The organism is Rathayibacter sp. AY1B7 (assembly GCF_002932735.1).
Classification (GTDB): Bacteria; Actinomycetota; Actinomycetes; order Actinomycetales; family Microbacteriaceae; genus Rathayibacter.
This window is the reverse complement of record NZ_PSWK01000014.1, coordinates 17,097-41,343: the sequence shown is the minus strand read 5'-3', so window position 1 is coordinate 41,343 and position 24,247 is coordinate 17,097. Positions and strand designations below refer to the sequence as shown.

Genomic DNA, 24,247 nt, shown 5'->3' with positions numbered 1-24,247 from the left:
CCGCGGTCCGGTCCGCGCTGCCCCGACGCTATCCGCTCGCCGTCCCGCCGTCACCCAGCACCTCGAAGTGGGCCGCGTGCCCGGGTGGGGTCAGCACCGCGCCGCCCCGGCCGAACGCCGAGAACGTAGGATGTCCGGGATGACGATCGGACGCCGCCTCTTCCTCTCGGGAGCCGCCACGGGAGTCGGGCTCCTGGCCCTCGCGGGCTGCACGCCGTCGCGTCCGACGCCGACCCGCTCGGTCACGAAGGCCCCCGTGCCCACGCCGAGCACCACCGCCGTCCCCGCGCCGGCCGCCTTCGTGCGCTCCGCCTGGGCCGAGGATCCGTACGCGCTCGGCTCCGTCTCCTACCTGCCCGTCGGCGCCACGCCGCAGCACCGCACCGACCTGGGCACCGCGGTCCTCGACCGCGTCTTCCTCGCGGGCGAGGCCACCGACACGGAGGCGCCCGGCACGCTCCAGGGCGCCTGGAGCTCCGGGGTCCGCGCGGCCGCCGAGATCAGCGCCGTCGCCGACGAGGGCGAGCGGATCGCGATCATCGGGGCCGGTCTCGCCGGAGCGGTCGCCGCGCGGCGCCTGTCCGACGCGGGCTTCGACGTCACCGTGGTCGAGGCGCGCGAGCGCACCGGCGGCCGCATCGCCACCGCGACTCCGGACGGCTGGCCGATCGCCGTCGAGACCGGAGCCTGGGCCCTCACCGGCGCGGGAGCCGCCCTGCGCGAGAGCATCGCGGACGCGGGCGTGGTCACGACCGCGGTCGACCTCGCCGACGTCCGCTCGAGCGACGCCGACGGCGCGGCTCTCGACACCGGCACCACGGGTGCCGACGCCCTGACCCGTGCTCTCGAGTGGGGAGCGGAGCAGCCGGAGGACCTGGCGCTCGCCGAGTCGTTCGCCGGCTCCGGAGCGCCCGATCCCGCCGAGGCCGAGCCGGGCTCCGGCGACGGCGACGCCGCCCGCGTGGCGGCGCACCTCGCCGGGACGACCGCGCTGCGCACCGGCGCCGCTCCCGAGGAGCTCTCCTCCTGGTACGGACTGGGAGACGCCTCCGCCGCCACGACCGCGGAGGAGCTGAGCGACGACTCCGGCGACGCGCTGCTGACCGACGGGCTCGCGCCGCTGGTCGACACCTTGCTCGCTGACGTCGAGGTCTCGCTGCGCGCCGTGGTGAGCGGCATCGGCTACACGGAGACCGGCGTCAGCATCCGCCTGGGTACCGGCGAGTCGTTCACAGCCGACCGGGTGCTGGTCACCGTGCCGATCGGGGTGCTCCAGACGGACGCGATCGCCTTCGACCCGCCGCTCCCGTTCGCGCAGCGCGCGGCCGTCGCGGCCCTCGGCTCCGGTGTCGTCGAGACGCTGTGGCTGCGCTTCGACGAGGCGTTCTGGGAGGCCGACGCCCCCGCGCGTTGGTCGCTCGTCGGCTCCGAGGCGGGCATCACCGAGTGGCTCAACCTCCAGCCGTCGACCGGCGAGGCGGTGCTCGTCGGGCTGGTCGGAGCGGATCAGGCCCTCTCGCTGCAGGATCTCAGCGACGACGAGCTGGTCACCCTCGCGCAGACGGCGCTCGAGCCGTTCGCCGTCGTCCCCGGCTGACGAGCTCGCGGAGCCGAGCCAGCGGCCCCCGCCACTCCGACGCGTGCGCCGCCCCGAGCGGCCGCACCCGGCTGAGCGCGAGGACGAACGCGGCGATGCCGGAGATCAGGCTCAGCACGATCACGTCGTAGAGCACGAACATCACGGGTCCGTCGACCTGGCCGGGGTCGAGGAAGAAGTACGGGTACCAGCCGATGAGGGCCCCGCGGACCAGGGTGATGACGCCCCAGACGATCGGGAAGCCGAGCACGGTCAGCGCCCCGCGCCAGGCGACCGGGCGGCGGCCGGGTCCGAGGATCCAGTCGAGGATCGCGAGCGTCGGGATCACGAAGTGCAGGAGCGCGCTCGACCAGGGCACGTCGACCCGCACGCCGCGGTTGTTGGCCTCCACCGCGATCAGCCCGAAGACGATCCCCGACACGACCATGTAGGTGAGCACGAGCGCCCGCACGGTGCTGAGCCAGCGCGGCTCCCGCTCGCGCGCGAGGGCGACCAGGCCGGACAGGCCCAGCACCACGACCCCGGCCATGTTCGACTGCGTCGTGAAGTAGGCGAAGAAGTTGTCGATCTGGAACGCGCGGAAGCCCAGGGTGTAGAAGAAGTCGCCGACGAGTCCGACCGCGCCCAGCCCGGCGAGGGCCAGGCGGAGGATCGCGAACGCCTTCCGCACACCCGCTCCGATCCGTCGCCGCTGGGCCCGGAGGGCCGGACTTCCGGACGATTCTACGGTCGCCGCGCTCGGAGCTCCCCGAGCGCGCGGCTCCGCCGGACGGGGGAGGCGGGCCCCGCGGAGGCGATCTAGCGTGGAGGGATGGCGCGCGCACAGGACGGGAAGGGTTCGGGTCGGATGTCGTCGGAGGAGGCGTCCCGGCGCTGGAACGCGGTCACGGGTCCGCTGTTCCTCGCGGCGGGAGCGGTCTTCGCGGTCCTCGGGAATCCGGTCTGGCCGGTGTTCCTCGTCCTGGGGATCACGTTCCTCGGGCTGACCGCCGGCCCCGGGAGGCCGACGAGCCGGAGCGGAGCGCAGGAGCCGGACCGCGATCGGTGACGCGCGCTTCGCGACGCGGACACTCGCCGGTCGCGTTGCCGGGATAGCGTGCGTGTCATGCCCTTCACGCCGAGCCACGCCGTCGTCGCGCTCGCGTTCTCGAACGGCCGGATCCCCGCCGCGGCCGTGGCCATCGGCGCGATGGTCCCGGACATCGGCATGTACCTCCCGATCGCCGTCGCCCGCGAGTCCACCCACTCCCTCCTCGGCGTCGTCACCGTCGACCTGCTGCTCGGGATGCTCGGCCTCGCGCTGTGGAGCGCGGTCGTCGCTCCGGCCTGGCGCGACCTCGCGCCCGCGCTGGTCCGCTCGCGCCTGCGTCCCCGGCGCTCGCCGCCCCGCGGGGCCGCCGCGTGGATCCGCGTGCTCGTCTTCGCGGCCGCCGGCATCGCCATCGGAGCCGCCAGCCACGTGATGTGGGACGGCTTCACCCACCGGGGCGGCCTCTTCGTCTCGGCGATCCCGCTGCTGCAGCAGGAGCTCGGGCCCTTCCCCGGCTTCCGATGGGCGCAGTACGCGAGCGGCGTGCTCGGGCTGCTCGGGCTCGGGATCGGCGCGGTGGTCTGGTACGTCGGCCGCCGTCCCCGGAAGCTCCGCTCCGACGGCCGGCAGCCGGTGCGCATCGCGGCCACGGCCGTGGTGCTCGCGGCCGCGGTGGTTCCCGCCGGGATCGTGCTGGCGGGGGCGGGCATCGATCCGCTCGACGCCGCCTACCGGGCGCACGTGGTGCGGGCGGCGATCCTGCTCGTGGGCGGCGGCGCTGCTGCCGCGGTCGCCGTCGCGGCGGTCTGGTGGCTCACCGGCCGAGGGGTGCGCGGGGCCGTCGTCTGAGACGACGGAGGACGAGCCTGTCGTCTCAAGGGAGCACGGGCATCCGTCGCGAGGAGGATGCGCCGGTGCATAGCCCACCGATAGCGTCGGACACGGCCCGTTGGGGCGGGCCGCCTTCGGGGGAAGGCACTAAGGGGAAATCGGGGGCTCGCGGCACACGCCGCGGGCCCTCTACCCGTTTCCGGGCCGCTGCCGGCAGCTCCCGTCGCCTCAGCGCCGCTTCGAGCGCGGCCGGTTCTGCGCGGCCGGGCGCTGCGGGATGCGCGGAGCGCCCTCGCCGGCGGCTCCCTGGGGGAGCGAGGACGCGGGCGGGATCGGGCGGCGGGTCACCGGGCGCACCGGCTCGCCGCGGCGCGTCTGGCCGGGGATCGGCCGGGAGCGGCGCCCGTAGATGAGCTCGGACGAGTCGAGCAGCCACGGCACCAGCGCCACCGTCACTCCGTGCACCAGCAGGAGCTTCTGGCGGATCCGCCGCGACTTGTGGTTGTGGAGGAACGCCTCCCACCAGTGCCCGACGATGTACTGCGGCATGTAGACCGTCGTGATCTCGGAGCCGTGCTCGAGGCGGTGGGCCTTGATGTACTTGATCAGCGGGTACGAGATGTCGCGATAGGGAGAGGCCACGCAGCGCAGCGGCACCTCGATGTCCATCTGCGCCCAGTCGGCCTTCAGCTGCGCGGTCTGCGCGTCGTCGATGGAGGAGTGCACCGCCTCCAGCGTCTCGTGCCGCGCCGCGATGGCGTAGTCGAGCGCCTTCAGCGTGGGCTTGTTCATCCGGCCCACCAGCACGATCGCGTGGTCGCCGTTGGCGCCGAAGGTCGTGGTCGGGTCGACCTCGATCTCCTTCTCGACGTCGCGGTAGTAGCGGTAGACGCCGGCCATCAGGACGCCGAGGATCGGCATCACCAGGTAGACGAGCCAGGCGCCGTGGGTGAACTTCGTGATCGTGACGACGACGAGCACCGCGAACGTCAGCGTCGCGCCGAACAGGTTGATGGCCAGGCTCGTGTAGACGGTGCGCGAGCCCTCGCCGTTGCGGATCATCCGCACCCAGTGCTTGACCATGCCCGACTGCCCGAGCGTGAACGAGACGAAGACGCCGATGATGTACAGCTGCACGAGGCTCGTGAGCGAGGCCTGGTAGACGAGCAGGATGATCGCGGCGACGAGCGCCAGGATGATCACTCCGTTGGAGTAGATGAGGCGGTCGCCGCGGGTGTTCAGCGACTTGGGCGCGTAGCCGTCGCGGGCCAGCACGGAGCCCAGCAGCGGGAAGCCGTTGAACGCGGTGTTCGCCGCGAGGAGCAGGACGGCGGCGGTCGCGGCCTGGATGATGAAGAACAGGATCGTGTTGTTGCCGAACGTGGCGGCGGCGACCTGCGCGATCACGGAGCGCTGCGGGGTCGTGGCGCAGTCGGCGAAGCCCACCAGGTGGCAGGCGTTCTCGGCGTAGTGCACGTTCGAGAGCAGGGCGAGGGCGGTCAGGCCGACGAAGAGCACGATCGCGATCGTGCCCATCGCGACGAGGGTGCGCTGGGCGTTCTTGACCTTCGGGGCGCGGAACGCGGGCACACCGTTCGAGATGGCCTCGACGCCCGTGAGCGCCGCGCAGCCGCTCGCGAAGGAGCGCAGCAGCAGGAGGACGACGGCCGCCTGCGTGAGCTGCTCGCCCTGCACGGTGAAGCCCGCCGACTCCGCGACCGGGGTGTCGCCGAAGGCGGTGCGGACCAGGCCGACGACGACCATGACGAAGACGCTCGCGACGAAGAGGTACGTCGGGACGGCGAAGGCGCGGCTCGACTCCGAGACGCCGCGGAGGTTCACGGCCGCCAGCAGCACCACGAAGAGGATGGCCAGCTCGACCCGCAGCGGCGCCAGCTCGGGTACTGCGGAGATGATGTTGTCGACTCCGGAGGCGACCGACACGGCCACGGTGAGCACGTAGTCCACGAGGAGGGCGGCGGCGACCGTGAGGCCCGCCGTCTCGCCCAGGTTGGTGCGGGCGACCTCGTAGTCGCCGCCGCCGGACGGGTACGCCCGGATCAGCTGGCGGTAGCTCAGCACCACCACGACGAGGAGGACGACCACGCACGCGGCCACCCAGGGGGCGAAGGTGAGGAAGGAGAGTCCGCCGAGCAGCAGGATCATCAGCAGCTCCTGCGGCGCGTAGGCCACGGAGGAGAGCGGGTCGCTGGCGAAGATGGGGAGCGCGAGCCGCTTCTGCAGCAGCTGTCCCTCGAGCTTGTCGCTGGGGAGCGGCTCGCCGATGAAGAAGTGCTTGGCGGTGCGCAGCTCGGTCGCGTCGGCCGATGATCCGTCCGCGGCGGACGGGGGGCCCTCGTGTGTCACGAGCGATGACACTACTCCGTGCGAGGGGGCAGTCAAGACGGCCGGGAGCAGGCCGAGCGGAGGCTGATCCCGCGCTGTGACCGGGAGTTTCCCGGTGCGGCGGGGAGCGACGGCCGGCGTCCTCGCGGCCGGCGCCCCGAGCGGGGGGTCAGCGGCCGTCGCGGGTCGCGGCTCCGATCAGGCCGGTGAGGCTGTCGCGGAGCGCGGTGAGCTCCTCGAGGGGGACGTCGAGCCGCTCCACGATCTGCGGAGGAACCTGCAGGGCCTGCTCGCGGAGGGCCGCTCCGGAGGGGGTCAGCGCGACGTCGAGGCGGCGCTCGTCGTCGCTGCTCCGGGCGCGCGTGACGTGGCCGCTCGCCTCCAGGCGCTTCACGAGCGGGCTGAGCGTGGCCGGCTCGAGGCGGAGCGCGGAGCCGAGGTCGGCGAGCGAGCGGGGGCTCCGCTCCCAGAGCGCGAGCATCACGAGGTACTGCGGGTGCGTGAGCCCGAGCGGCTCGAGCACGGGGCGGTACAGCCCGATGACGGTGCGCGCCGCGACGGCGAGGGAGAAGCAGACCTGGTTCTGGAGGGCGAGCGGGTCGGTTTCCACGGCGTCATCCTCTCATCGTGCCCTGATGGTTAGTACACTAAGGAAATGACGCGGAAGAAGACCGGCTCCCTCTACCAGCGCTTCAACGCGCGGCTGTTCCCCTGGATCGGCCCGCCGCCGCTCGGCCCGTACGACCAGCCCGAGCAGGAGGCGCCCGCGGGGCAGGCATGCCCGCTCTGCGGCCGGCCGATGTCCGAGCACGTCATCGACCGCTCCGGTCCGCGCACCCAGCTGTACTGCCCGAGCGACCCCTCCTGAGTCGCACGCCCCCGTTCGGGGGTCGGGGGCTTCGGGCGGCGGGGGCGGATGATGAGCGCATGTCCCGTCTGAGCCCCACCGCCGCCCGCGTCGTCCAGTACAGCCGTTTCGGCGACGCGGACGTCCTCGAGATCGCCGAGGTCGAGCGGCCGAAGCCCGGGGCGGGCGAGGTGCTGGTCGAGGTGCTCTCCGCCGGGGTGAACCACATGGAGGCGTTCATCCGGCAGGGCCAGTTCGACTCCGACCACTCCGCGGCCTTCCCGATGCGCCAGGGCACCGACTTCTCGGGCGTCGTCGTCGCCCTCGGTGAGGGCGTCACCGACATCAAGCTCCGCAGCGACGTGGTCGGCCACGCGCTCGTCGGCTCCCACGCGACCCACGTCGTGGTGCCGCGCCGCAACCTCGTCGCCAAGCCCGCCTCCGTGAGCTGGGAGGTCGGCGGCGCGCTGTTCCTCGCCGGAGTGACCGCGTGGCGCGCGCTCGAGGCCACGCACGTCGGACCCGACGACACCGTCCTCGTCTCCGCGGCGGCCGGAGGAGTCGGCAGTCTCGAGATCCAGCTGGCGAAGCTCCGTGGCGCGACGGTGATCGGCACCTGCGGCGAGCGCAACTTCGACTACCTCCGCCAGATCGGCGTGAAGCCGGTGGTCTACGGCGACGGGATCGCCGACCGCATCCGGGCCGCGGCGCCCGGCGGGGTCACGGTGTTCCTCGACAACTTCGGCGGGGAGAACGACGCCCTCGCCGACGAGCTCGGCATCGCGGCGGGCCGCTTCCACTCCAGCGACGACCGCAAGGAGATCGAGCTGCGCGCCGTCTGGCCCGACGCCGAGACCGCCCAGCGCGACACCGAGATCCTCGGCGAGCTGGTCGGCCTCGTCGGCGAGCAGAAGCTGCGGGTGCTCGTCTCGGGCTTCTACCCCTTCGACCAGGTGCAGGACGCCTTCGACGACCTCGAGAAGCGGCACTCGCGCGGCAAGATCGTCCTCGGCATGAACCCGGTGGACCCGGCGAAGGTCACCAAGGCGCGCGACATCCACGAGGCCGGCCGCTAGCCGCATCCTCCCGGCGGCTGTCCGGGCTGCTCTCCGGGCGGCCACAATGGGGCCGTGGCGCGCGGACGCCCGGGAGGAGTGACGCGATGGAGGAGCCCGTCGTCGCGATCGTCTGGATCGTCTCGTTCGTGGTGGTGACCGTCCTGGTCACCGGGCTGTCGGGGCGGGTGAACTGGTCCGCTCCCGTGGCGCTCGTCGCCGTCGGGGCTCTCGCCTCCTTCGTCCCCGGGATCCCGGAGGTGGTGGTCGAGCCGGACGTGGTGCTGTTCGGGATCCTGCCGCCGCTGCTCTACGCGGCGGCGATCCGCACCTCCGTCCTCGACGTCCGCGCTCGCGGCGACAGCATCCTCCTGCTGTCGGTCGGGCTCGTCGTCTTCACGGTCGCGGTGGTCGGCGCGGTGGCCTGGATGGTCGTCCCGGCGATCACGGTCGCCGCGGCCCTCGCGTTCGGCGCGATCGTGGCGCCCACGGACGCGGTGGCGGTCACGGCGATCGCGGGGCGGCTCCGCCTGCCGCGGCGCATGCTCACGGTGCTCGAGGGCGAGAGCCTCCTCAACGACGCGACCGCGCTGGTGGCGCTGAACGCCTCCCTCCTGGCGATCGTCAGCACGGTCACTCCCGGGCGCATCGCGCTCGACTTCGTGCTGGCCGTGGCGGTGGGCGGCGGGGTCGGGATCGGCATCGCCGTGCTGCTCGGGTTCGTGCGCAAGCAGGTGCAGTCGTCCGTACTGGACACGAGCCTCTCGCTGGTGACGCCCTACGTCGCGTTCATCCCGGCGCAGCTGCTGCACGGCTCCGGGGTGCTGGCGGTCGTGGTCGCGGGGCTCTACCTGGGCTACCGGGCGCCGGTCATCCAGTCCGCGCAGGCGCGGATCGCGGAGTCGCTCAACTGGCGGACGATCCAGTTCCTGCTCGAGAACGCGGTGTTCCTCTTCATCGGGCTGAGCCTGTCGTCGGTGGTGGAGGCGACGGCTGACTCGGGCATCGGGGTCTGGCAGACGGTCGGCATCGGCGCGGCCGTGCTCGCGGCGCTGGTCGGGAGCCGCGTGGCCTGGATGTGCATGACGACGCTGCTGTTCCGGCACGGTCCGCGCCGGCTGCAGCAGCGCGGATGGACCTGGCCGACCGCGATCGGGGTGTCGTTCGCGGGCATCCGCGGCGTGGTCACCCTCGCCGCCGCGTTCCTCCTGCCCGCGGAGACGCCGCAGCGCGCGTTCCTGCAGTTCCTCGCCTTCATCGTGGTGGCGGGGACGCTCGTCGAGGGGCTCGCGCTCCCGCGGCTCGTCCGCGCCCTGAAGCTCCCGGCCCCGAACGAGATGCAGGAGCACGTCGAGAAGCAGATGCTGCTCGCCGAGGCGCAGGCCGCCGGCCTCGCCCGGCTCGACGCGGAGCCGCAGGACGGAGTGGAGGACCGCGTGCTCGACCGGCTGCGGCGGAACGCGACGTTCCTCGCCGACGCCCTGGAGAACCCGCCGGAGGGCGAGGGCGTGGAGCCGCTCCCGCAGGCCTACAACCGGCTCCGGCGCGTGATGATCGCGGCCGAGCGGGAGGCGGTGCTCCGCGCGCGCTCCGAGGGGCGGTACCAGGAGCCGGCGGTGGTGAGCGCTCTGGCGTTCCTCGACGTGGAGGAGGAGGCGCTGGCGGTCGGGCGGCAGTAGCGCCGGGAGGGCGGGGACCCCGGGCGGGATCCCCGCCCTCTCGGCGGTACGGTGTCTGGGCTCAGTCCAGGGTGGAGCGGACCGAGGTGCGGGCCTCGTCGAGCGCGGCGCGCAGGGCGTCGACGCTCGCGGTCGTCACGGATCCCGAGGAGGCGGCGGTGCGCAGCTCCGCGCGCAGCTCGTCGCGGAACTCGGTGAGCAGCACCTCGGCGTCGCGCAGGGCGATCCGCGAGGCGGTGCGCGCGTCGGGCGAGGCCGGTGCGGCCTGCTCCGGCGCGGGCTGCTCGGAGGGGGTGCCGGACGTGTCCTGCGGGCGCGGCTCCTCGGCGGAGTGCTCCGGTCGGCGTCCGGGCTCCCGCGAGTCGCGCGCGGCGCTGGCCAGGTCGGCGCGGAGGCTCTTCATCGCCTCCGCGACGCCGAGGCGGACCTCGTCGGCGAGCCGGCGGACGGAGTCGGTGAGCTCCTCCTCGATGTCGCCCAGGTCGGTCGCGCGGTTCGCGAGCTCGGCGCGGCCGGCGTCGGTGATGGAGTAGACGGTCTTGCGGCCGTCGGCCTCCTTCGTGACGAGTCCCTCCTCCTCGAGCTTCGCGAGGCGCGGGTAGACCGTGCCGGCGCTGGGCGCGTAGGTGCCGCCGAAGCGCTCGCTGAGCGCCTGGATCAGCTCGTAGCCGTGGCGCGGCGACTCGGCGAGGAGGTTGAGCAGGTAGAGGCGCAGGCGGCCGTGCGCGAAGACGGGGCTCACAGCGAGCTCCCGTCCATCGGGCGGCGGTCGTCGGCGGGGCCGGTGCCGGGGGAGCCCCAGCCCTCGCCCACGGAGGCGGAGGACGCGGCGACGGACCGGCGGACGACGACCACGTCTCCCGAGACGGAGTTGGCGGCGACGTCGACCCACTTCGAGTCGAGCGAGCCCGTGGTCGAGGTGAAGCCCCGGCCGAAGGTGCCCTTGACGACGGAGCCGTCGAGCTGGAGCGTGCCCGAGACGGTGTTGATGCGGTAGCGGGCGCCGAGGCCCTCGTCGACGCGGATCGTGAGGTCGCCGCTGACGGTGTTGGCCTGGATCCGGTCGGGGGTGCCCTCGGCGTCGACGAACACGCTGCCCGAGACGCCGTCGACGGTGAAGCGGGTGAGCTCGCCTGTCGCGGTGACGTCGCCGGAGACGGTGCGCGCGGTGACGCGGCCGGTGTGGCTGCGGACCGAGAGCTCGCCGTGGACGGTGTTCACCTCGATGTCGCCGTGCAGGCCGTCGACGACGATGTCGCCGCCGACCGTCGAGACGCGGGCGTCGCTGTGGAGGCCCGAGACCAGGCCGTCGGCCGAGACGGTGTCGAACTTGAGGTCGACGCCGCGGGGGACGAGGAGGCTGATGTCGGCGCGGTCGCCGCGGCGGCCGAGGCCCTTCACGACGTCGACGATGGTGTCCCAGCGGAGCTGGACGTGGTCGATCTCGAGGCGGTCGCCGTCCATCGAGACCTTGAGCGGGCGGCCGTCGACGCTGTGGACCTCCACGCGGGCGGTCGGCTCGTCGTGGGCGATGACGTCGATCTGGCCGCCGACGAGGGCGACCTTGACCGAGCGGACGACGTCGAGGTCGATGACCTTCGTCTCGCCGGCCTGTACGAGCCATTTCTCGAGGGACATGAGCTCCTCCTCCTGCACCGGGGTGCCTTTCTGAAACGCGATACATCGCGAGTGGACGAGAGTCACGATATATCTCGATCGTTGCGGTCGGCAACGGGGCTCGGCCGGTTCCCAGCGTCGAGGGGCCGGGACCGGGGCGGGGCCGAGGCGGGATGAGGCCGGGGGCCGGAGCCGAGGCCACCGTCGAGGGGGTGAGGCCGCGGCGGGCGCCGTGGTAGACCGGGCGCATGGACCCGATCGCGGCACTCGAGGAGATCGCAGCACTGCTCGAGCGGGAGCGGGCCTCCCGCTACCGGGCGAAGGCGTTCCGCCGCGCGGCCGCGGTGCTGGAGGGGATGGCGTCCGCCGAGCGGGACGACCTCGCCCTCGTGCGGCGGGCCTCCGGGATCGGCGACACGACCTTCACGGTGATCGAGCAGGCGCGGTCGGGCCGGGTGCCCGACTACCTCGCGGAGCTGCGCGGCTCGGCTCCTCCGCCCGCGAGCGCGCTGCGGGGACGGCTGCGCGGCGACCTCCACAGCCACAGCGAGTGGTCCGACGGGGCGACGCCCGTCCTCGCGATGGCGGACGCGGCCCGCGCGCTCGGCCACGAGTACCTGGCGCTCACCGATCACTCGCCGCGGCTCCGGGTCGCCCACGGTCTCAGCGCGGAGCGGCTGGAGGAGCAGCTGGCCCATCTCGCGGGCCTCGACACCGGGCCCCTGCGCCTGCTCAGCGGGATCGAGGTCGACGTCCTCGAGGACGGCGCGCTCGACCAGACGGACGAGCTGTTGGACCGCCTCGACGTGGTCGTCGCGAGCGCCCACTCGAAGCTGCGGCTGCCCTCCCGCGAGATGACCGCCCGGCTGGTCGCGGCGGCCTCGGATCCGCGGACCGACGTCCTCGGCCACGTCACAGGGCGGCTGGTGTCGGGCGAGCGCGGCACCCGCCCGCCGTCGACCTTCGACGCCCGGGCCGTGTTCCGCGCGTGCGCCGACCACTCCACCGCGGTCGAGATCAACGCCCGCCCCGAGCGCGAGGACCCGCCGGACGAGCTGATCGCGCTCGCGCTCGAGGAGGGCTGCCTGTTCTCGATCGACAGCGACGCGCATGCTCCGGGTCAGCTGGGCCTGCTCGACTACGGGGCGGAGCGGGCGGAGCGGCTCGGCGTCCCGGAGGAGCGGATCGTGACCACCTGGCCGGTCGAGCGGCTCCTGGAGTGGACCCGCGGCTGAGGATCCTCGCGCGTTGCGCAAACGAACTGCGGCCATCACCCCCTTGACAGGAGGCCGTACCGCGGGAGGAGATCCGACGCAAGTGGCGAAATCCCAGCCGCCCACGCGGCATGCTCGGTACCGGTCCGCTCCTCCTGGGCCGCTCCAGCGGTCGGGAGTCGCGCTCCGTCGTACTCTCCGCTCCGACAGACCAGGTGAACCATGGCCACGCAGACCGCTCTCGACGCCGTGCGCGCCGCTCCCACTCTGCTCGAGGCCGTCCGGATGGCGGACGAGCTGACGGTCGCCGCGGTGAGCGACGGCGGCGGCCGCGCGGTGCGCCTGCTCACCCGCGCAGCCCTGGACCCCTCGGACCAGCTCACCGCGATCGCGGCCGTGCACTCGCTCGCGCAGGTCTTCGACGAGGAGGCCGACCTCGCGCTGCTGATGCTGCTCGAGGACGAGCGCCCGTACCTCCGCGAGCACGCCGCCTGGGCCTTCGGCGGGCGCCTGCCCCGCCCCGCCGCGCTCGGACCGCTGCTGCGCCTGGTCCGCGACGGCGGCTTCTCCGGCATGCTCGCGCAGCGCACCGTCCTGCTCTGGGCCTCCTCGACCCCCGACCTCGTCGCCGTCGCGCTCGAGGGCGCGCTGCTCGGCGAGCGCGAAGCGGCGGCCCGGGCACGGCTCGTCGAGACCCTGGGCCTCGTGCCCGGCACGATCGCCGAGCGCACCCTCCTGCACGTGGCCGCCGATCGCACGGAGGGGCTGGAGGCGCGGGCCGCCGCGACGGACGCGCTCGGCGAGCGCGGCTCCCACGACGCCGAGCTCCTGCTCACCGGCCTGGCCGAGGAGGCGGCGCCGATCGGGCCCCTCGCCCGGCTCGCCCTCGGCGACCTCGCCCCCGCACCGGCCGTGGAGGCCGGGCCGACGGTCGCGCAGCTCTTCGTCCACGCCGACATCGACGGCACCCTGACGCGGGTGGGCGCGGGCGACAACGGCGGCATTGCGACCCTGCTGGTGCGCCTGGGCGACTCGCTCGTCGAGCAGGAGGGCATCGACCGGGTGCTCACGCTCTCGCGCGGGACTCCGGCCGAGGCCGAGCGCGCGCTCGGCGAGCTGCCCGACTCCGGCCACGGCTTCGCTCCGGTCCCGTTCGTGGGGCCGCCCGTGGCCATGCCTCAGGCGTGGAGCCGTCGCATCGCCGCCGAGCGCGGCATCCGCCGGATCCTGCGCGCAGCCGGCCGGGTCGACGTGCTGCACCTGCGCATGGCGGACGTCGGATCCCTCGCGGCGGCCGCGGTCGCCCGGGAGCTCGAGATCCCCGTCGTGTTCACCCTCGCTCCGGACCCGCACGCCCTGATCGCGGGCCTGGACGCCTCCGGCGCCCTCACCCGCGCGGACTTCGGTGAGCGCGACGCCGCCGAGCACTTCTGGTTCCGCGTGCGCCTGGTGCAGCGCCTGGCCGCCGACGCCGCGCACACCGTCCTCTTCCCGCGGGAGGAGCTGGCGGCGACCATCCGCGAGCTGATCGGCGTCGACATCACCGCGCACCCGGAGCGGCACACGATCGTCCCGGAGGGGATCGACGTCGGCCTGGTCGAGCGCGGCGAGGCGGCTGCGCGCGCCTCCGCCGCCGGTGAGCCGGTCGCGCTGGACGAGGGCGGGGACCTGGCCTCGCTCGACCTCCTGCTGGAGGAGCTGCCCGAGCACCGCCGCGGCCTCCCGCTGCTGCTCAGCGTGGGCCGCCTGCACCGGGTGAAGGGGATGGCTGCGCTCGCCGAGGCCTGGGCGTCCGACCCCTCGCTCCGGGAGCGCGCCAACCTGCTCCTGGTCGGCGGCGACCTCGCCGACCCGAGCCCCGACGAGCGCGAGCAGCTCGACCGCATCCGCGCCGTCGCGTCCGACGGGCTGCTCCTGGCCGGCCACCGCCCGAACGGGACCGTGGCCCGCTGGCTCGGCGCGATCCGGCACGGCCGACCGGGGCTCTCTGTTCCGGGAGGCGCCTACGTCTGCGCGAGCGTCAAGGAGGAGTTCGGCATCGCCCTCCTCGAGGCGCTCTCCGCAGGACTGGTCGTCGTCGCTCCGGCGACAGGCGGGCCCGCGACCTACGTCGAGGAGGGGGAGACCGGCTTCTTGGTCGACACCGCCGACCCCGCGGCGCTCGCCGCCGGCGCCGCCGCCGCACTGGATCTCGCAGGAGGGCCTCTCGGCGAGCACGCCGCGGCCCGCGGGCGTGCGATGGTCGCCGAGCGCTACACGGTGCAGGCCATGGCTCATGCCCTCTCGGGCGTCTACGCGCACGCGACCGCGGACCAGGAGCGTCCTCTCCGCTCGCCGCTCGTGCTGGGGGCCTCGTGACCCTGCTGATCATCAGCCCCGACTACGCGTCGCACCTGCTGCCGCTGGCGACCCTCGGCACGGCGTGGCAGGAGGCGGGCGAGCGCGTCGTCGTGGCCACCGGCGACGCGACGCGCTCCATCGTGGACGGCTTCGGATTCGAGCACGTCGCGCTCCGGCTGGGGCGCGGCTCCAACCCGGGCACGATCCGCGCGGAGGAGCAGGCGCCCGACGAGGGCGCGTCCCTCCGCGGCTTCTTCGACGCCACCCGGCGCGGGATGGTCCCGACCCTCGCCTACCAGGCACGGGAGCGGCTCACCGACCTGCTCTGGGATCCGGCCGGCGTCGCCGCGCGCCTGCGCGTGATCCTCGACGAGGTGCAGCCCGACGCGATCGTGGTCGACCACCTCGCCTTCACCGCGCGCGTGGCGCTGAAGGCACTCCGCGTGCCCTACGGCGACGTCGTGCTCGGCCACCCCAGCGCGCTCACGGTGCCCGGCGAGGTCTACGGCTTCCCCCCGGTCTGGCCGGACGCCTTCGCTCCGGAGCCGGACGACCTCGATGCGCTCCGCGCCCTCTGCGAGCGTGTGCGCGACTCCTTCACCGCGGAGTGGAACGCCGCCCTCACCACCCTCGACCCCGGGGCGGCGCCCAGCGCCGACGCCTTCGCCGAGAGCGGCGACGTCCTGCTGCTCAACTACCCGGGCGAGCTCCACGACTCGGCCCGCACCGCTCAGCTGCCGCCGCACGCGTTCCTCGGCTCCGCCGTCCGCGAGGAGCCCGACGACGCGGAGGTCGAGGAGTGGCTCACCGCGTCCGAGGATCCGGTCGTCTACGTGAGCTTCGGCAGTTTCCTCTCGGTGCGCGACGACGTGCTCGCCCGGGTCGTCGATGCCCTGGCCGGCGTCGAGGCCGGGGGCAGGCCCGTCCGCGTGGCTCTCGCCTCCGGCGCGACCGAGCGCGCGGCTCTGGGCGAGATCCCCGAGGGCTGGCTGGTCCGCGGCTTCCTGCCGCAGGTCGCGCTCCTGCGCCGGGCCGCGCTCGCGGTCAGCCACGGCGGCAACAACAGCGTCACGGAGGCGATGACCGCGGGCGTGCCGCTCGTCGTCCTCCCGTTCTCGACGGACCAGTTCGCGGGGGCGGCCGCACTCGAGGACGCCGGGTTCGCCGCCGTGCTCGACCCCAACGCCGCCTCCGCGCGACAGCTCGCGGAGGCTGCGCGGCGAATGCTCGCACTCGACGATCCCGCCCGGGAACGGCTGGCGGCGCTCGCCGAGGGCCTCGCCCGCGAGACGGGACCGCAGCGGGCCCTCTCCGCCCTGAGCGGAGCGACCGTCCAGCGCTAGCCTGGGCCGATGGTCGAGCCGACACCCCAGGACGCGCCGCTGCGTGCCGAGCGGAACGCCGCGCGGGCGGAGCCGATGCTGGCTGCTCTCGGCGCGTTCGGGCGCTTCGAGGGGATCGTCCCTCCGCTGTTCGAGGCGGCCGTGCGGATCCTGCACCCCTCCGACGACCCGCCCCGGCGGTGGCGCGAGGTCGCCGAGCGGGAGGGGACGCTCCTGCATCCGCTCGCGCAGTGGGACTCGCTCACCGGCGAGCATCCCGACGAGTACGCGGAGCCCCGCCTCGGAGTGCTCCCGCTCGACGAGCTCGCGGCCGTCGCCGCCGTGCTCGCGGAGCACACGAGCGCTCCCGAGGACTGCCTGGCCGTGTTCTGGGAGGGGTTCGGCGTGCTGAGCGGCGGGTCGCGAGTCCTGATCTCCCGCTCGGACGCCTCGGACGAGCTGCCCGAGTGGATGAGCGACACCCGGCCGACCGGCTGGGAGCACCCCGAGACCGCCGCCGCGGCGACGGTCGAGCTGCCGGGGCGGGAGGGGCCTCTGCTCTCGCTCGACGTCAGGGTGCTCGAGGACACCGCGTGGGCGCGCTCGGCGGGCTTCGCCGACGCCTCCGGGCTCGTCGTGCAGACTCCGCTCGCGCTCTGGCCGGAGGACCGGGCCTGGTACCTCGCGAGCGAGGTCGACTTCGACTCGACGCTGATCGGCGGCTCGCGCGCCCTCGTCGACGACCTGCTGCGGCTCTCCGCCGCGGGGCGGATCGAGGCGCTCCTCCTGCCGGATCAGGTGGACCTCACGAGCACCGGTGACCGGCTCAACCCGAGGCGGCGGTGACGGAGTGAGCGACGAGGACGACGAGCGCTGGCTCGTGGTGAAGGGCCGCCGATGGCGGCGCACCGACCCCTCTCTGCCGGAGGACGTGGTCGCCGGCCTCACCTCGCACCTCGGGCGCGGGCGCTCGGGAGTGCGCTCCGCCAGGATGCACGAGGACGCGGAGGCGGAGGCGCTGGCGCGCAGGAGGGTCGGGCTCGCCAAGCACGGGCTGGGCGAGCGCGGACCGGCATGGTGGGACGAGCCCGAGGCCGATCGGCTCGAGCGCGCCCGCGAGGCGTTGCGGGCGCTCGAGGAGCTCGACGCTCCGGAGGACTGACTCGGCTTCTGCATCCCCCGAGCGTGCTCGTCGGGCGAGGCGGGCGGGGAATGCCCGAGCGGATCCGGGGAGAGCGCGCGGAACCGCGGCCTGTGGAGGAGGACCGCCCCCGCGGAGGCCGCCGACCGAGGCCGCCCGCCGAGGCCGCGAGCCGAGCCCGCCCGCCCCTAGCGGAACCTCACCACGAAGCCGTCCTCCGGCCCGGTCGGGAAGCTCTGCAGGCTCACGCGCAGATCCTGCCCGTCCTCGACGTCGTACGGGTGCCCCGCGGCCAGGAGCTCCAGCGCCGCGGACAGCAGGTCGACGGTCGCCGGCTCGCCCGGGCACCGGTGGTCGCCTCCGTAGTGCCCGCCGCCCTGGGCGATGAAGCCGTTGCGGTCGACCGGCGACCGGAACCGCTCCGGATCGAAGCGGCCCGGCACCTCCCAGTGCGAGCCGTGGTCCGTCGCGTAGAGGTCGAGCAGCATCCACTGCCCCGCGGGAAGCGTCTCGCCGCGGAAGTCCAGCTCCCGGCGGGCCCTTCCTCCGACCATCGGGAAGAACGGGTAGAAGCGCCGCACCTCGTTCGCGAACGCGACGCGCTCCTCCTGGTCGGCGAGCCGCTCCCGCCACTCCGGATGCCGGTGCAGCGCGAGCGCCGCCAGCACCACGAAGCGCCCCACCGCGACCGTGGGCCGCAGCAGGTTGATCAGCTCCACCGCGGCGACCTCGACGGGGAGGAGGCCGCCGTCCTCCTTCTCGTGCGCGATCCGGTGCAGGGGAGTCGGGGAGGGTCCGGCCGTCCGGCTCGCCTCGATCAGGCCGCGCGCCCACCGCTCGGTCGAGCGGCGGCGGAGTCGCGCGGCCCAGTTGGGCGGGCCGAAGCGCCCGGCGTTGTCGATCATCGCCCGGAGCTCGTCCGTGCGCCGCAGCACCTCCTCCTCGTCGGCCTCGATGCCGGCCCAGGACAGGACCGCGCGGCCCAGGACCTCCGCGGCGACGTCCTGGAGGCGGACCCGCTCGCCGGTCAGCCGGGCGGCGGACGCCTGCCACTCCCGCGCGAAGGCCGAGACCAGCCTCGACCGCTGCTCGGGCGTCTCCACCAGATCCAGGAACATGCGCTTCCGCCTCCGGTGCGGCTCGTCCTCGAGGGTCTGCACGCTGCCCTCGTCCTGCAGGAGGTGCAGCACGGAGCCGGGCAGCGCGCCCTCGCGGTCGAAGCGCCCGCCCTCGTAGAAGAAGCGCGCCGCCTCGATGCCGCGCGCCATGATCACGGGCCGTCCGAGGATCCGGGTGCGGAACGCGTCCGCGCCCACGTCGTCGAAGCGCCGCGTCCCGAAGAAGTAGCCGTCGGCGAGGACGGCCGCGCTGCTGTCGACCGCGGGGAGGACGGGGATCGAGGCGGCGATCAGCCGGCCGATCCCTCGGTGTCGTCGCCCTCGGCCTGCGAGGGCTTGTCGACGCCCGCGTCGTCGACGTGGTCGTGGTTCTGCGGGTTCTCCTGCGGCTGCTCGGTCCGGTCGGTCATGGTGCTCCTCTCGCGTCGGCGCGGTGCGCGCCTCGCGGCCACGGTAGGAAGAGCGTGGCGGACCCGGGTACCCCGTTGACTCGCGGGGGAGGGGCGGGCAGACTCCGCCGCCCTCAGCGCCTCCGCAGGAGGACCGGCGCGGTCGCCCAGACCACGGCGAGCAGCAGCAGCACGCCTCCGCCCGCCCAGAGGCCTGCCGGCCCGCCCAGCACGACGTCGAACACGAAGCCCACGACTCCGACGAACAGCAGCGATCCCGCCGCGAGGCACACCGTGACCACCCGGTTGCCGAACCGCACCAGCTCGGCCTTCCTCCGCCGCTGGAACAGCAGCCGGTGGGCGATGACGGGCGCCAGCGCCAGGATCGTGACGCACGCGGCGAGCAGGACGAGCACGAGGTAGAGCGCCACGTCGGGCGGCGCGAGGTCGGCGAAGCGCTGCTGGAAGCACAGCGTCAGCAGGAAGCCGCCCAGGATCTGCGTGCCGGTCTGCACGACCCGCAGCTCCTGCAGGATCTCGTTCCAGTTGCGGTCGGATCGCTCCTCCACCGTCTCGTCGCGACCGGAGTCGGGGGCGGAGGGGTCGACGGGTCGGTCGCTCATGGGACGAGGGTAGAGCTCAGGCGAGCAGGGACTCCGCCAGCGAGATCGCCCCGCGCACCCCGGACTCGTCGCCGAGGGCCGGGCGCACGATGCGGATCCGCCCGCCGCCCGTCCCCGTCGCTCCGGGCGCGCCCATCAGCCGCTCGACCTCGGCCTCGACCGCGGGGACGAGCCCCGGCGTCTTCGACACGCCTCCGCCGACGACCGCGAGCCGCACGCCCGCGACGTAGGCGAGCGTCGTGACCAGCTGCGCGAGGTAGTAGGAGCTGAAGCGGAGGTTCGCGGCCGCCTCCTCGGTGCCGAGGCGGGAGCCGTCGACGCCCCAGCGCGCCGAGATCGCGGGACCGGCGACCAGGCCCTCGAGGCAGTCGCCGTGGAACGGGCAGGTGCCGGCGAAGCCGTCCTCGGGGTGGCGGCGGGGCAGCAGGTGCGCGACCTCGGGCCAGCCGCTGCCGGCGAGGAGCCGTCCGCCCGCGATCACGCCGCCGCCGACTCCGGTGCCGACGGTCAGGTAGACGAAGTCGTCGACTCCGGCCCCGGCGCCCCAGCGGGCCTCGCCCAGGGCGGCTCCGTTGACGTCGGTGACCAGCGCGAGCCGGGCGCCCGGTGCGGCCGCGCCGATCGGGCCGAGGACGTCGGTGCCCTCCCAGCCGAGCTTCGGCGTAGAGGTGAGGTGCCCGTAGGTCGGCGAGCCGGGATCGATGTCGAGCGGGCCGAAGGAGGCGACGCCGACCGCGGCGACGGTGCCGTCGACTCCGTGGCCGCTGACGAAGCCGGCCAGATCGGCGAGAGTCTCGGCGGGCCCGCGGGTCGGCAGGGTCGTCGTCGCGAGGATCCGCTCGGGATCAGCGGCGTCGGCGACCGCCGCGACGACCTTCGTGCCCCCGGTCTCGATGCCGACGAGGAGGGGACGGTCGGCGGTGGCGCTCATGGATCTCCAGGGCTCGTGCGGTGCGTCTCGGGTCTCAGCAGGCGGACAGCGAGCGCACCTGCGCCGACAGGGTCAGGGGGCTGCCGAGGAGCAGCACCTGATCGAGGTCGTGGCCCTGCATCTTCACACGGGTGCTGCGCGGCAGGCAGGTCGGCTCGCTGAGGTAGAGCGGGGCGCCCTGCTTCGCGGCGACCGGGCCGACGGCCAGCGCGTCGGCGAAGCCGGTGGCGGTCGCGAGGTAGACGGTGTCGCCCAGCTCGGACGGCGGGAAGACGTCGTTGAGGTGTCGGCTGGTGTCGTGGCGGTCCGTCCCGGCGATGCGCGACACGGTGTCGGCGATCTTCGCGGCGCGGAGGTCGGCCTCCACGGCGGTCGAGATCGACGGCGCACCGCCGAGCAGCTGCACGGAGGAGGGGTCGAGTCCGGCGAGGGTGTCACGGGTCGGCTGGTCGAGGCGCGAGCGGGCGCCGTCGACGAGGAGGACGGGCTCGGCGCGGCGGCCGGCGATCGGCGCGACCGAGAGGGCGTCCGGGAAGTTGGTGCCGGTCGCGACGAAGACGTTCTCGTAGCTGCCGTCGGGGAAGGCGTCCTCGACGATCCGGCGCGAGGTGTCGTAGCGGTCGATGCCCTCGATGCGCTCGGTCGGGATCCCGAGGGCCTTCACCTGCTGGAGTACCGACTCGCTCACGGAGAGGGCGCTGCCGACCACGACGATCCGCTGCGGGGCGAGGCGGCGCAGCTCGGCCGCCACCACGGCGGGCAGGACGCTCGGGTCGGTGAGCAGGAGGGCGCCGCCCTGCTTCGCGGCGGCGGGGCCGGCGCTCAGCGCGTCCGGCCAGTTCGCTCCGCTGGCGAGGTAGACGACGGGGGCGCCGTCGGCGAATCCGGAGGCGGTCACCGCGACGGCGGTCGCGTACCGGTCGGTCCCGGCGAGGCGGGCGACGTCGGAGGAGTAGGCGGACGGGAAGAAGTCGATGCCGCTGCGGCCGCCCGGCGGCACAGAGACGACCGCGCGCTCGTCGAGGCGGGCCAGGCGCGAGAAGTACTGGTCGTCGTAGGCGGGGTACCCCGGCTCCACGAGGCGCAGGAGGTAGTCGCCGGCGGGCAGGGCGAGGTCGCCCGTGTCCCACGCGCGGGCGGCGCCGGGGGCTCCGGTGACGGGGACGGTGTCGAGCAGCGAGTACGTCCCTCCGTCGACCCACCAGGCCTGCACGTCGAAGGAGGGGGAGGAGACGCCCGGGACCGCGTCGGCGGTGACCGATCCGGACAGCTCGGCGCTGCGCAGGAGGGAGATGGCGACGGACTCGTCGGTCCCCCGGGTCGTCCTCGCGGCCTCGGCGACCGGGGTGTCGCCGAACCAGGTCGGGTACCAGTCGTCGCTGCCGATCAGGTTCGCGCGGACGGTGAGGGGCTCGCCGCCGGGAACGGGGAGGGAGAAGTCCGCGCCCGTGTTCGCCTGGGCGACCACGTCCCCTTCGGCGTCCTCGACCTGGACGTAGAAGTACGGGTTCTCGGGGGCGGGGTGCTCCTCATCGGCGTCGCGGAGCGCGATGGTGCCGGACAGGACGACCTCGGCGGCCGCCTCCTGCGCGGCGCTCGCGCCCGGGAGATCGGGGGCGGCGACGGCTGGACCGGCGGCGAGGCCGGCCAGCAGGAGAGCGGAGACGCCGATCGCGGCGAGGGGGCGTGCGGGCACGGCGGGCCTTTCGGCAGGATCCGCGGGAGGCCGCGGCGGACACGGTGTCTGAATGCTAGCCGCCGCCCGCCTCCGGGCGAGGGCGGGTGTCGGCGGGATGGGCCCCCGTCCGGGGGACGGTGGTGGTGGATTCCCGGGGCCGCCGGAGGAGTCCGCGCGAGCAGGCTCCCCCGGCGACCCGGGTCGGATCCCCTACTTGACGACCGCTGCGGTGGCGGCGGAGGTGCGCGTCGCCGTTGTGTAGTCGGCCTTCTTGCCGGTGACGGTCACCGTGATCTTCTTCCCCACCGTGGCGCTGGTCGGCTTGTAGGTGGCGGAGGTCGCCCCGGAGATCGCGGTGCCGTTCGCTTTCCACTGGTAGGTGAGGGCCACCGGCGAGGGACCCCACGTGCCCGGCTTGGCGGTCAGGGTGGAGCCGACCTTCGCGGTGCCGGTGATCGTCGGGGTCGCGGCGGAGAGGGTGCCCGCCACCACGGCGCTCGTCTTCGCGGAGGTCTTCGTAACAGCGGTGAATCCGGACTTCGACCCCGTGACCGTCACGGTGATCGTCTTGCCGAGAGTGGCGCCGGTCGGCGTGTACGTCGCGGACGTCGCCCCGCTCAGAGCGGTGCCGTTCGCCTTCCACTGGTAGGCGAGGGCGACGGGGGAGGGACCCCAGGTGCCGGGCTTCGCGGTGAGGGTCGAGCCGACCTTCGCCGTGCCGCTGATGGTCGGCGTCGCGGCGGTGATCGCGCCGCCGGTCACGGCAGCGGTCCCGGAGGAGACCCGCGTGGTCGAGACGTAGCCCGACTTCGAGCCCGTGACGGCGACGGTGATCACCCTGCCCGCGTCGCCCGCGACCGGACGGTACGTGGTGCCGGTCGCCCCGCTGATCGCGGTGCCGTTCGCGCGCCACTGGTACGCGAGTGCCACGGGGGAGGGACCCCAGGTGCCGGCGCTCGCCGTGAGCGTCGAGCCGACCGCGGCGGTGCCGGTGACGGTCGGCGTCGCGGCGGTGAGGGCGGTGCCGCCGATGCGCACGACGGTCGATGCCGCCCCGCTGTCGCCTCCGGCGTTGATCGCGCTGACGCTCATCGTGTAGGTGGCGCCCGCCGCCAGGTGCGTGAACGTGAAGGAGCGGGCGGTGGCGGCGACCGTCGTCGACCACGGACCGGCGCCCGCGTTGTCGACGCCGTTGCGCGAGACGCGGTAGCCGGTGATCGCCGGGTTGCCGGCCGACTCCGGAGGCGCCCAGGAGATCGTCGCGGATCGCACGCTGTCGTTCGTGGTGCCGGCGACGCGCGTGGGAACGGAGGGGGCGACGTAGGGGTCAGCGGTCTGGACGAAGGTCGTCGGGGAACTGGTGCCGAGCGCGTTGATGGCCTGGACGGTGAAGGTGTAGGACGTGTTGGGCCGGAGGTTCGTGAAGGTCTGCGAGCGGCGGTCGGCCGAGACGACGGTCGACCAGGGGCCGCTGCCGGCCGCGTCGGTGCCGTTGCGGCTGACTCTGTAGCCCGTGATGGGGCTGCCGCCGTCGTAGTACGTGGGATTCCAGGTAAGGGTGATGGAGGTGCCCGACGGGTAGGCGCGAAGCCCGCCCGGCGCATCCGGGGCCGACGGCTCGGCTCCGAACGAGGTGCAGGAGACAGGGGAGTCGGAATAGGAGCGGTATTCCGAATCGTAGGATCGCTCGTCCTGCGAAGACGCCCAGATGCAGAACTCGTACCTGTGGACAGGCAGGTAGGGGAAGTCGATGGACGCGTCCGAGACGGGGATGCTGCCGTCGAAGTAGCCGTGGTCGGACGGGTCGTCGGACGACGAGAGATCGTCGATCGTGTAGTGGTACTCGTCGAAGTTGCAGGCTTGGCCGTTCGCGGCCGGTCGCGCCCAGCGGGCGGATGCGAGATAGACGGACGGGTCCGCCGCGACGCTCACGTTGCCGGGTGCGGGAACGTTCCAGAAGTGGCGGAACGTTGCCTCGATGGGCGCGCTCTGACTGGAAGATGCGGCGAGCGGTTCGCCGTCCGCGCCGCCCGTGAAGGGTGCGCGGAAGTCGGACACGCTGGACACCTGGAAGTAGTAGTCGTCGTACGAACGGGGGAGATCGAGCGTCGCGTTCGTGGTCCGTCCCGTCTCGATGAGACTCAGCGAGTAAGTGCTGTAGTAGCCCTCGCCGTAGTAGTCCGTATCTCTGGCATATACGTGGATCCGATATCCGGCCGTCGCCGACGCGGACGGCGTCCAGGAGACGGTGACCGCATCGGTGCAGTCGTTGTCGGTCACGGTCACGTTCGTCGGCGCGGCCGGCGATCCTGCGGCCTGGGCCGGGGTCGCGACGAAGAGGGAGAGGAGCAGGGCGAGGAAAAGGGAGACGCTGAGGGTCTTCGTTCGCATGGAGGAGGGCATCCGGATTCGTCGGAGCGAGAAGGCCGACGACTGTCGGGCCGGAGGGATCGTCCCATGCCGCTTATCGCTGCACTAAGTCCCCCATT

21 protein-coding genes are annotated in these 24,247 nt (G+C 73.8%); 11 read left to right on the top strand and 10 right to left on the bottom strand.

Annotation, left to right across the window (positions count from 1 at the left end):
* Positions 1 to 139: 139 nt before the first annotated feature.
* Positions 140 to 1,597, top strand: coding sequence for an NAD(P)/FAD-dependent oxidoreductase (locus tag C5C95_RS09370; protein WP_181110606.1), 1,458 nt, complete (start codon positions 140 to 142; stop codon positions 1,595 to 1,597).
* Here C5C95_RS09370 and C5C95_RS09365 read toward each other — a convergent pair.
* Positions 1,548 to 2,267, bottom strand: a complete 720-nt coding sequence (locus C5C95_RS09365) for a Pr6Pr family membrane protein (RefSeq protein WP_104233845.1) — start codon at positions 2,265 to 2,267, stop codon at positions 1,548 to 1,550. The genes C5C95_RS09370 and C5C95_RS09365 overlap by 50 nt on opposite strands.
* 141 nt (positions 2,268 to 2,408) lie before the next feature.
* Between C5C95_RS09365 and C5C95_RS09360 the strand changes: the two genes are divergently transcribed.
* Together C5C95_RS09360 and C5C95_RS09355 are read left to right on the top strand one after the other, a co-directional pair.
* Entirely contained in the window at positions 2,409 to 2,645 is a 237-nt protein-coding gene (locus C5C95_RS09360; RefSeq protein WP_146076574.1) for a hypothetical protein, read from the top strand.
* 57 nt (positions 2,646 to 2,702) lie between these two features.
* Positions 2,703 to 3,476 carry a DUF4184 family protein gene (locus tag C5C95_RS09355; protein ID WP_104324297.1) on the top strand — a complete coding sequence of 258 codons (774 nt, stop codon included), beginning with the start codon at positions 2,703 to 2,705 and terminating at the stop codon, positions 3,474 to 3,476.
* Between the two features lie 210 nt (positions 3,477 to 3,686).
* On the opposite strand, the gene C5C95_RS09350 is transcribed toward C5C95_RS09355, so the two are convergent.
* The gene (locus C5C95_RS09350) at positions 3,687 to 5,825 is read right to left on the bottom strand and encodes an APC family permease (protein ID WP_374952928.1); all 2,139 of its coding nucleotides are present in this window, start codon (positions 5,823 to 5,825) and stop codon (positions 3,687 to 3,689) included.
* Between the two features lie 148 nt (positions 5,826 to 5,973).
* Positions 5,974 to 6,414, bottom strand: coding sequence for a MarR family winged helix-turn-helix transcriptional regulator (locus tag C5C95_RS09345; protein ID WP_104223751.1), 441 nt, complete (start codon positions 6,412 to 6,414; stop codon positions 5,974 to 5,976).
* 45 nt (positions 6,415 to 6,459) lie between these two features.
* On the opposite strand from C5C95_RS09345, the gene C5C95_RS09340 reads away from it, so the two are divergent.
* The 3 genes from C5C95_RS09340 to C5C95_RS09330 all read left to right on the top strand — a co-directional run bounded on the left by C5C95_RS09340 (position 6,460) and on the right by C5C95_RS09330 (position 9,385).
* A complete protein-coding gene (locus C5C95_RS09340; RefSeq protein WP_104223750.1) occupies positions 6,460 to 6,672 on the top strand; it encodes a hypothetical protein in 213 nt (70 codons plus the stop codon).
* Between the two features lie 59 nt (positions 6,673 to 6,731).
* Positions 6,732 to 7,727 carry an NADP-dependent oxidoreductase gene (locus C5C95_RS09335; RefSeq protein WP_104238704.1) on the top strand — a complete coding sequence of 332 codons (996 nt, stop codon included), beginning with the start codon at positions 6,732 to 6,734 and terminating at the stop codon, positions 7,725 to 7,727.
* Positions 7,728 to 7,813: 86 nt separating this feature from the next.
* Positions 7,814 to 9,385, top strand: coding sequence for a sodium:proton antiporter (locus C5C95_RS09330; RefSeq protein ID WP_104223748.1), 1,572 nt, complete (start codon positions 7,814 to 7,816; stop codon positions 9,383 to 9,385).
* 61 nt (positions 9,386 to 9,446) lie between these two features.
* Here the strand turns inward: C5C95_RS09330 and C5C95_RS09325 are convergent, their stop codons facing one another.
* Complete coding sequence (locus C5C95_RS09325; RefSeq protein WP_104324296.1) at positions 9,447 to 10,127, bottom strand: PadR family transcriptional regulator; 681 nt, start codon at positions 10,125 to 10,127, stop codon at positions 9,447 to 9,449.
* Positions 10,124 to 11,023: a hypothetical protein gene (locus C5C95_RS09320; RefSeq protein ID WP_244230533.1), complete on the bottom strand. Its 900-nt coding sequence runs from the start codon at positions 11,021 to 11,023 to the stop codon at positions 10,124 to 10,126. The genes C5C95_RS09325 and C5C95_RS09320 overlap by 4 nt, the downstream gene beginning before the upstream one ends.
* Before the next feature lie 227 nt (positions 11,024 to 11,250).
* On the opposite strand from C5C95_RS09320, the gene C5C95_RS09315 reads away from it, so the two are divergent.
* The 5 genes from C5C95_RS09315 to C5C95_RS09295 all read left to right on the top strand — a co-directional run bounded on the left by C5C95_RS09315 (position 11,251) and on the right by C5C95_RS09295 (position 17,040).
* The gene (locus C5C95_RS09315) at positions 11,251 to 12,237 is read left to right on the top strand and encodes a PHP domain-containing protein (protein WP_104324295.1); all 987 of its coding nucleotides are present in this window, start codon (positions 11,251 to 11,253) and stop codon (positions 12,235 to 12,237) included.
* 201 nt (positions 12,238 to 12,438) lie between these two features.
* Positions 12,439 to 14,574, top strand: coding sequence for a glycosyltransferase (locus tag C5C95_RS09310; RefSeq protein WP_104324294.1), 2,136 nt, complete (start codon positions 12,439 to 12,441; stop codon positions 14,572 to 14,574).
* Positions 14,571 to 15,899, top strand: coding sequence for a glycosyltransferase (locus C5C95_RS09305; protein WP_104324293.1), 1,329 nt, complete (start codon positions 14,571 to 14,573; stop codon positions 15,897 to 15,899). Before C5C95_RS09310 ends, C5C95_RS09305 begins: the two co-directional genes overlap by 4 nt.
* Before the next feature lie 9 nt (positions 15,900 to 15,908).
* Positions 15,909 to 16,724, top strand: a complete 816-nt coding sequence (locus C5C95_RS09300; protein WP_104324292.1) for a hypothetical protein — start codon at positions 15,909 to 15,911, stop codon at positions 16,722 to 16,724.
* Positions 16,696 to 17,040, top strand: a complete 345-nt coding sequence (locus C5C95_RS09295) for a biopolymer transporter Tol (protein WP_374953735.1) — start codon at positions 16,696 to 16,698, stop codon at positions 17,038 to 17,040. The genes C5C95_RS09300 and C5C95_RS09295 overlap by 29 nt, the downstream gene beginning before the upstream one ends.
* Positions 17,041 to 17,207: 167 nt before the next feature.
* Here C5C95_RS09295 and C5C95_RS09290 read toward each other — a convergent pair whose 3' ends face one another.
* The 5 genes from C5C95_RS09290 to C5C95_RS09270 form a co-directional block, all read right to left on the bottom strand.
* Positions 17,208 to 18,335: a cytochrome P450 gene (locus tag C5C95_RS09290; RefSeq protein WP_104273210.1), complete on the bottom strand. Its 1,128-nt coding sequence runs from the start codon at positions 18,333 to 18,335 to the stop codon at positions 17,208 to 17,210.
* 325 nt (positions 18,336 to 18,660) lie between these two features.
* Complete coding sequence (locus tag C5C95_RS09285; protein ID WP_104223741.1) at positions 18,661 to 19,149, bottom strand: DUF6328 family protein; 489 nt, start codon at positions 19,147 to 19,149, stop codon at positions 18,661 to 18,663.
* Positions 19,150 to 19,165: 16 nt separating this feature from the next.
* Positions 19,166 to 20,080, bottom strand: a complete 915-nt coding sequence (locus C5C95_RS09280; RefSeq protein ID WP_104247415.1) for an ROK family protein — start codon at positions 20,078 to 20,080, stop codon at positions 19,166 to 19,168.
* A gap of 34 nt (positions 20,081 to 20,114) precedes the next feature.
* Positions 20,115 to 21,776 (bottom strand): cell wall-binding repeat-containing protein, encoded by a 1,662-nt coding sequence (locus C5C95_RS09275; RefSeq protein WP_104324291.1) that lies wholly within the window; start codon positions 21,774 to 21,776, stop codon positions 20,115 to 20,117.
* 192 nt (positions 21,777 to 21,968) lie between these two features.
* On the bottom strand, positions 21,969 to 24,149 hold the full coding sequence (locus C5C95_RS09270) for a fibronectin type III domain-containing protein (protein ID WP_181125632.1): 2,181 nt from the start codon (positions 24,147 to 24,149) through the stop codon (positions 21,969 to 21,971).
* Between the last annotated feature and the right edge of the window lie 98 nt (positions 24,150 to 24,247).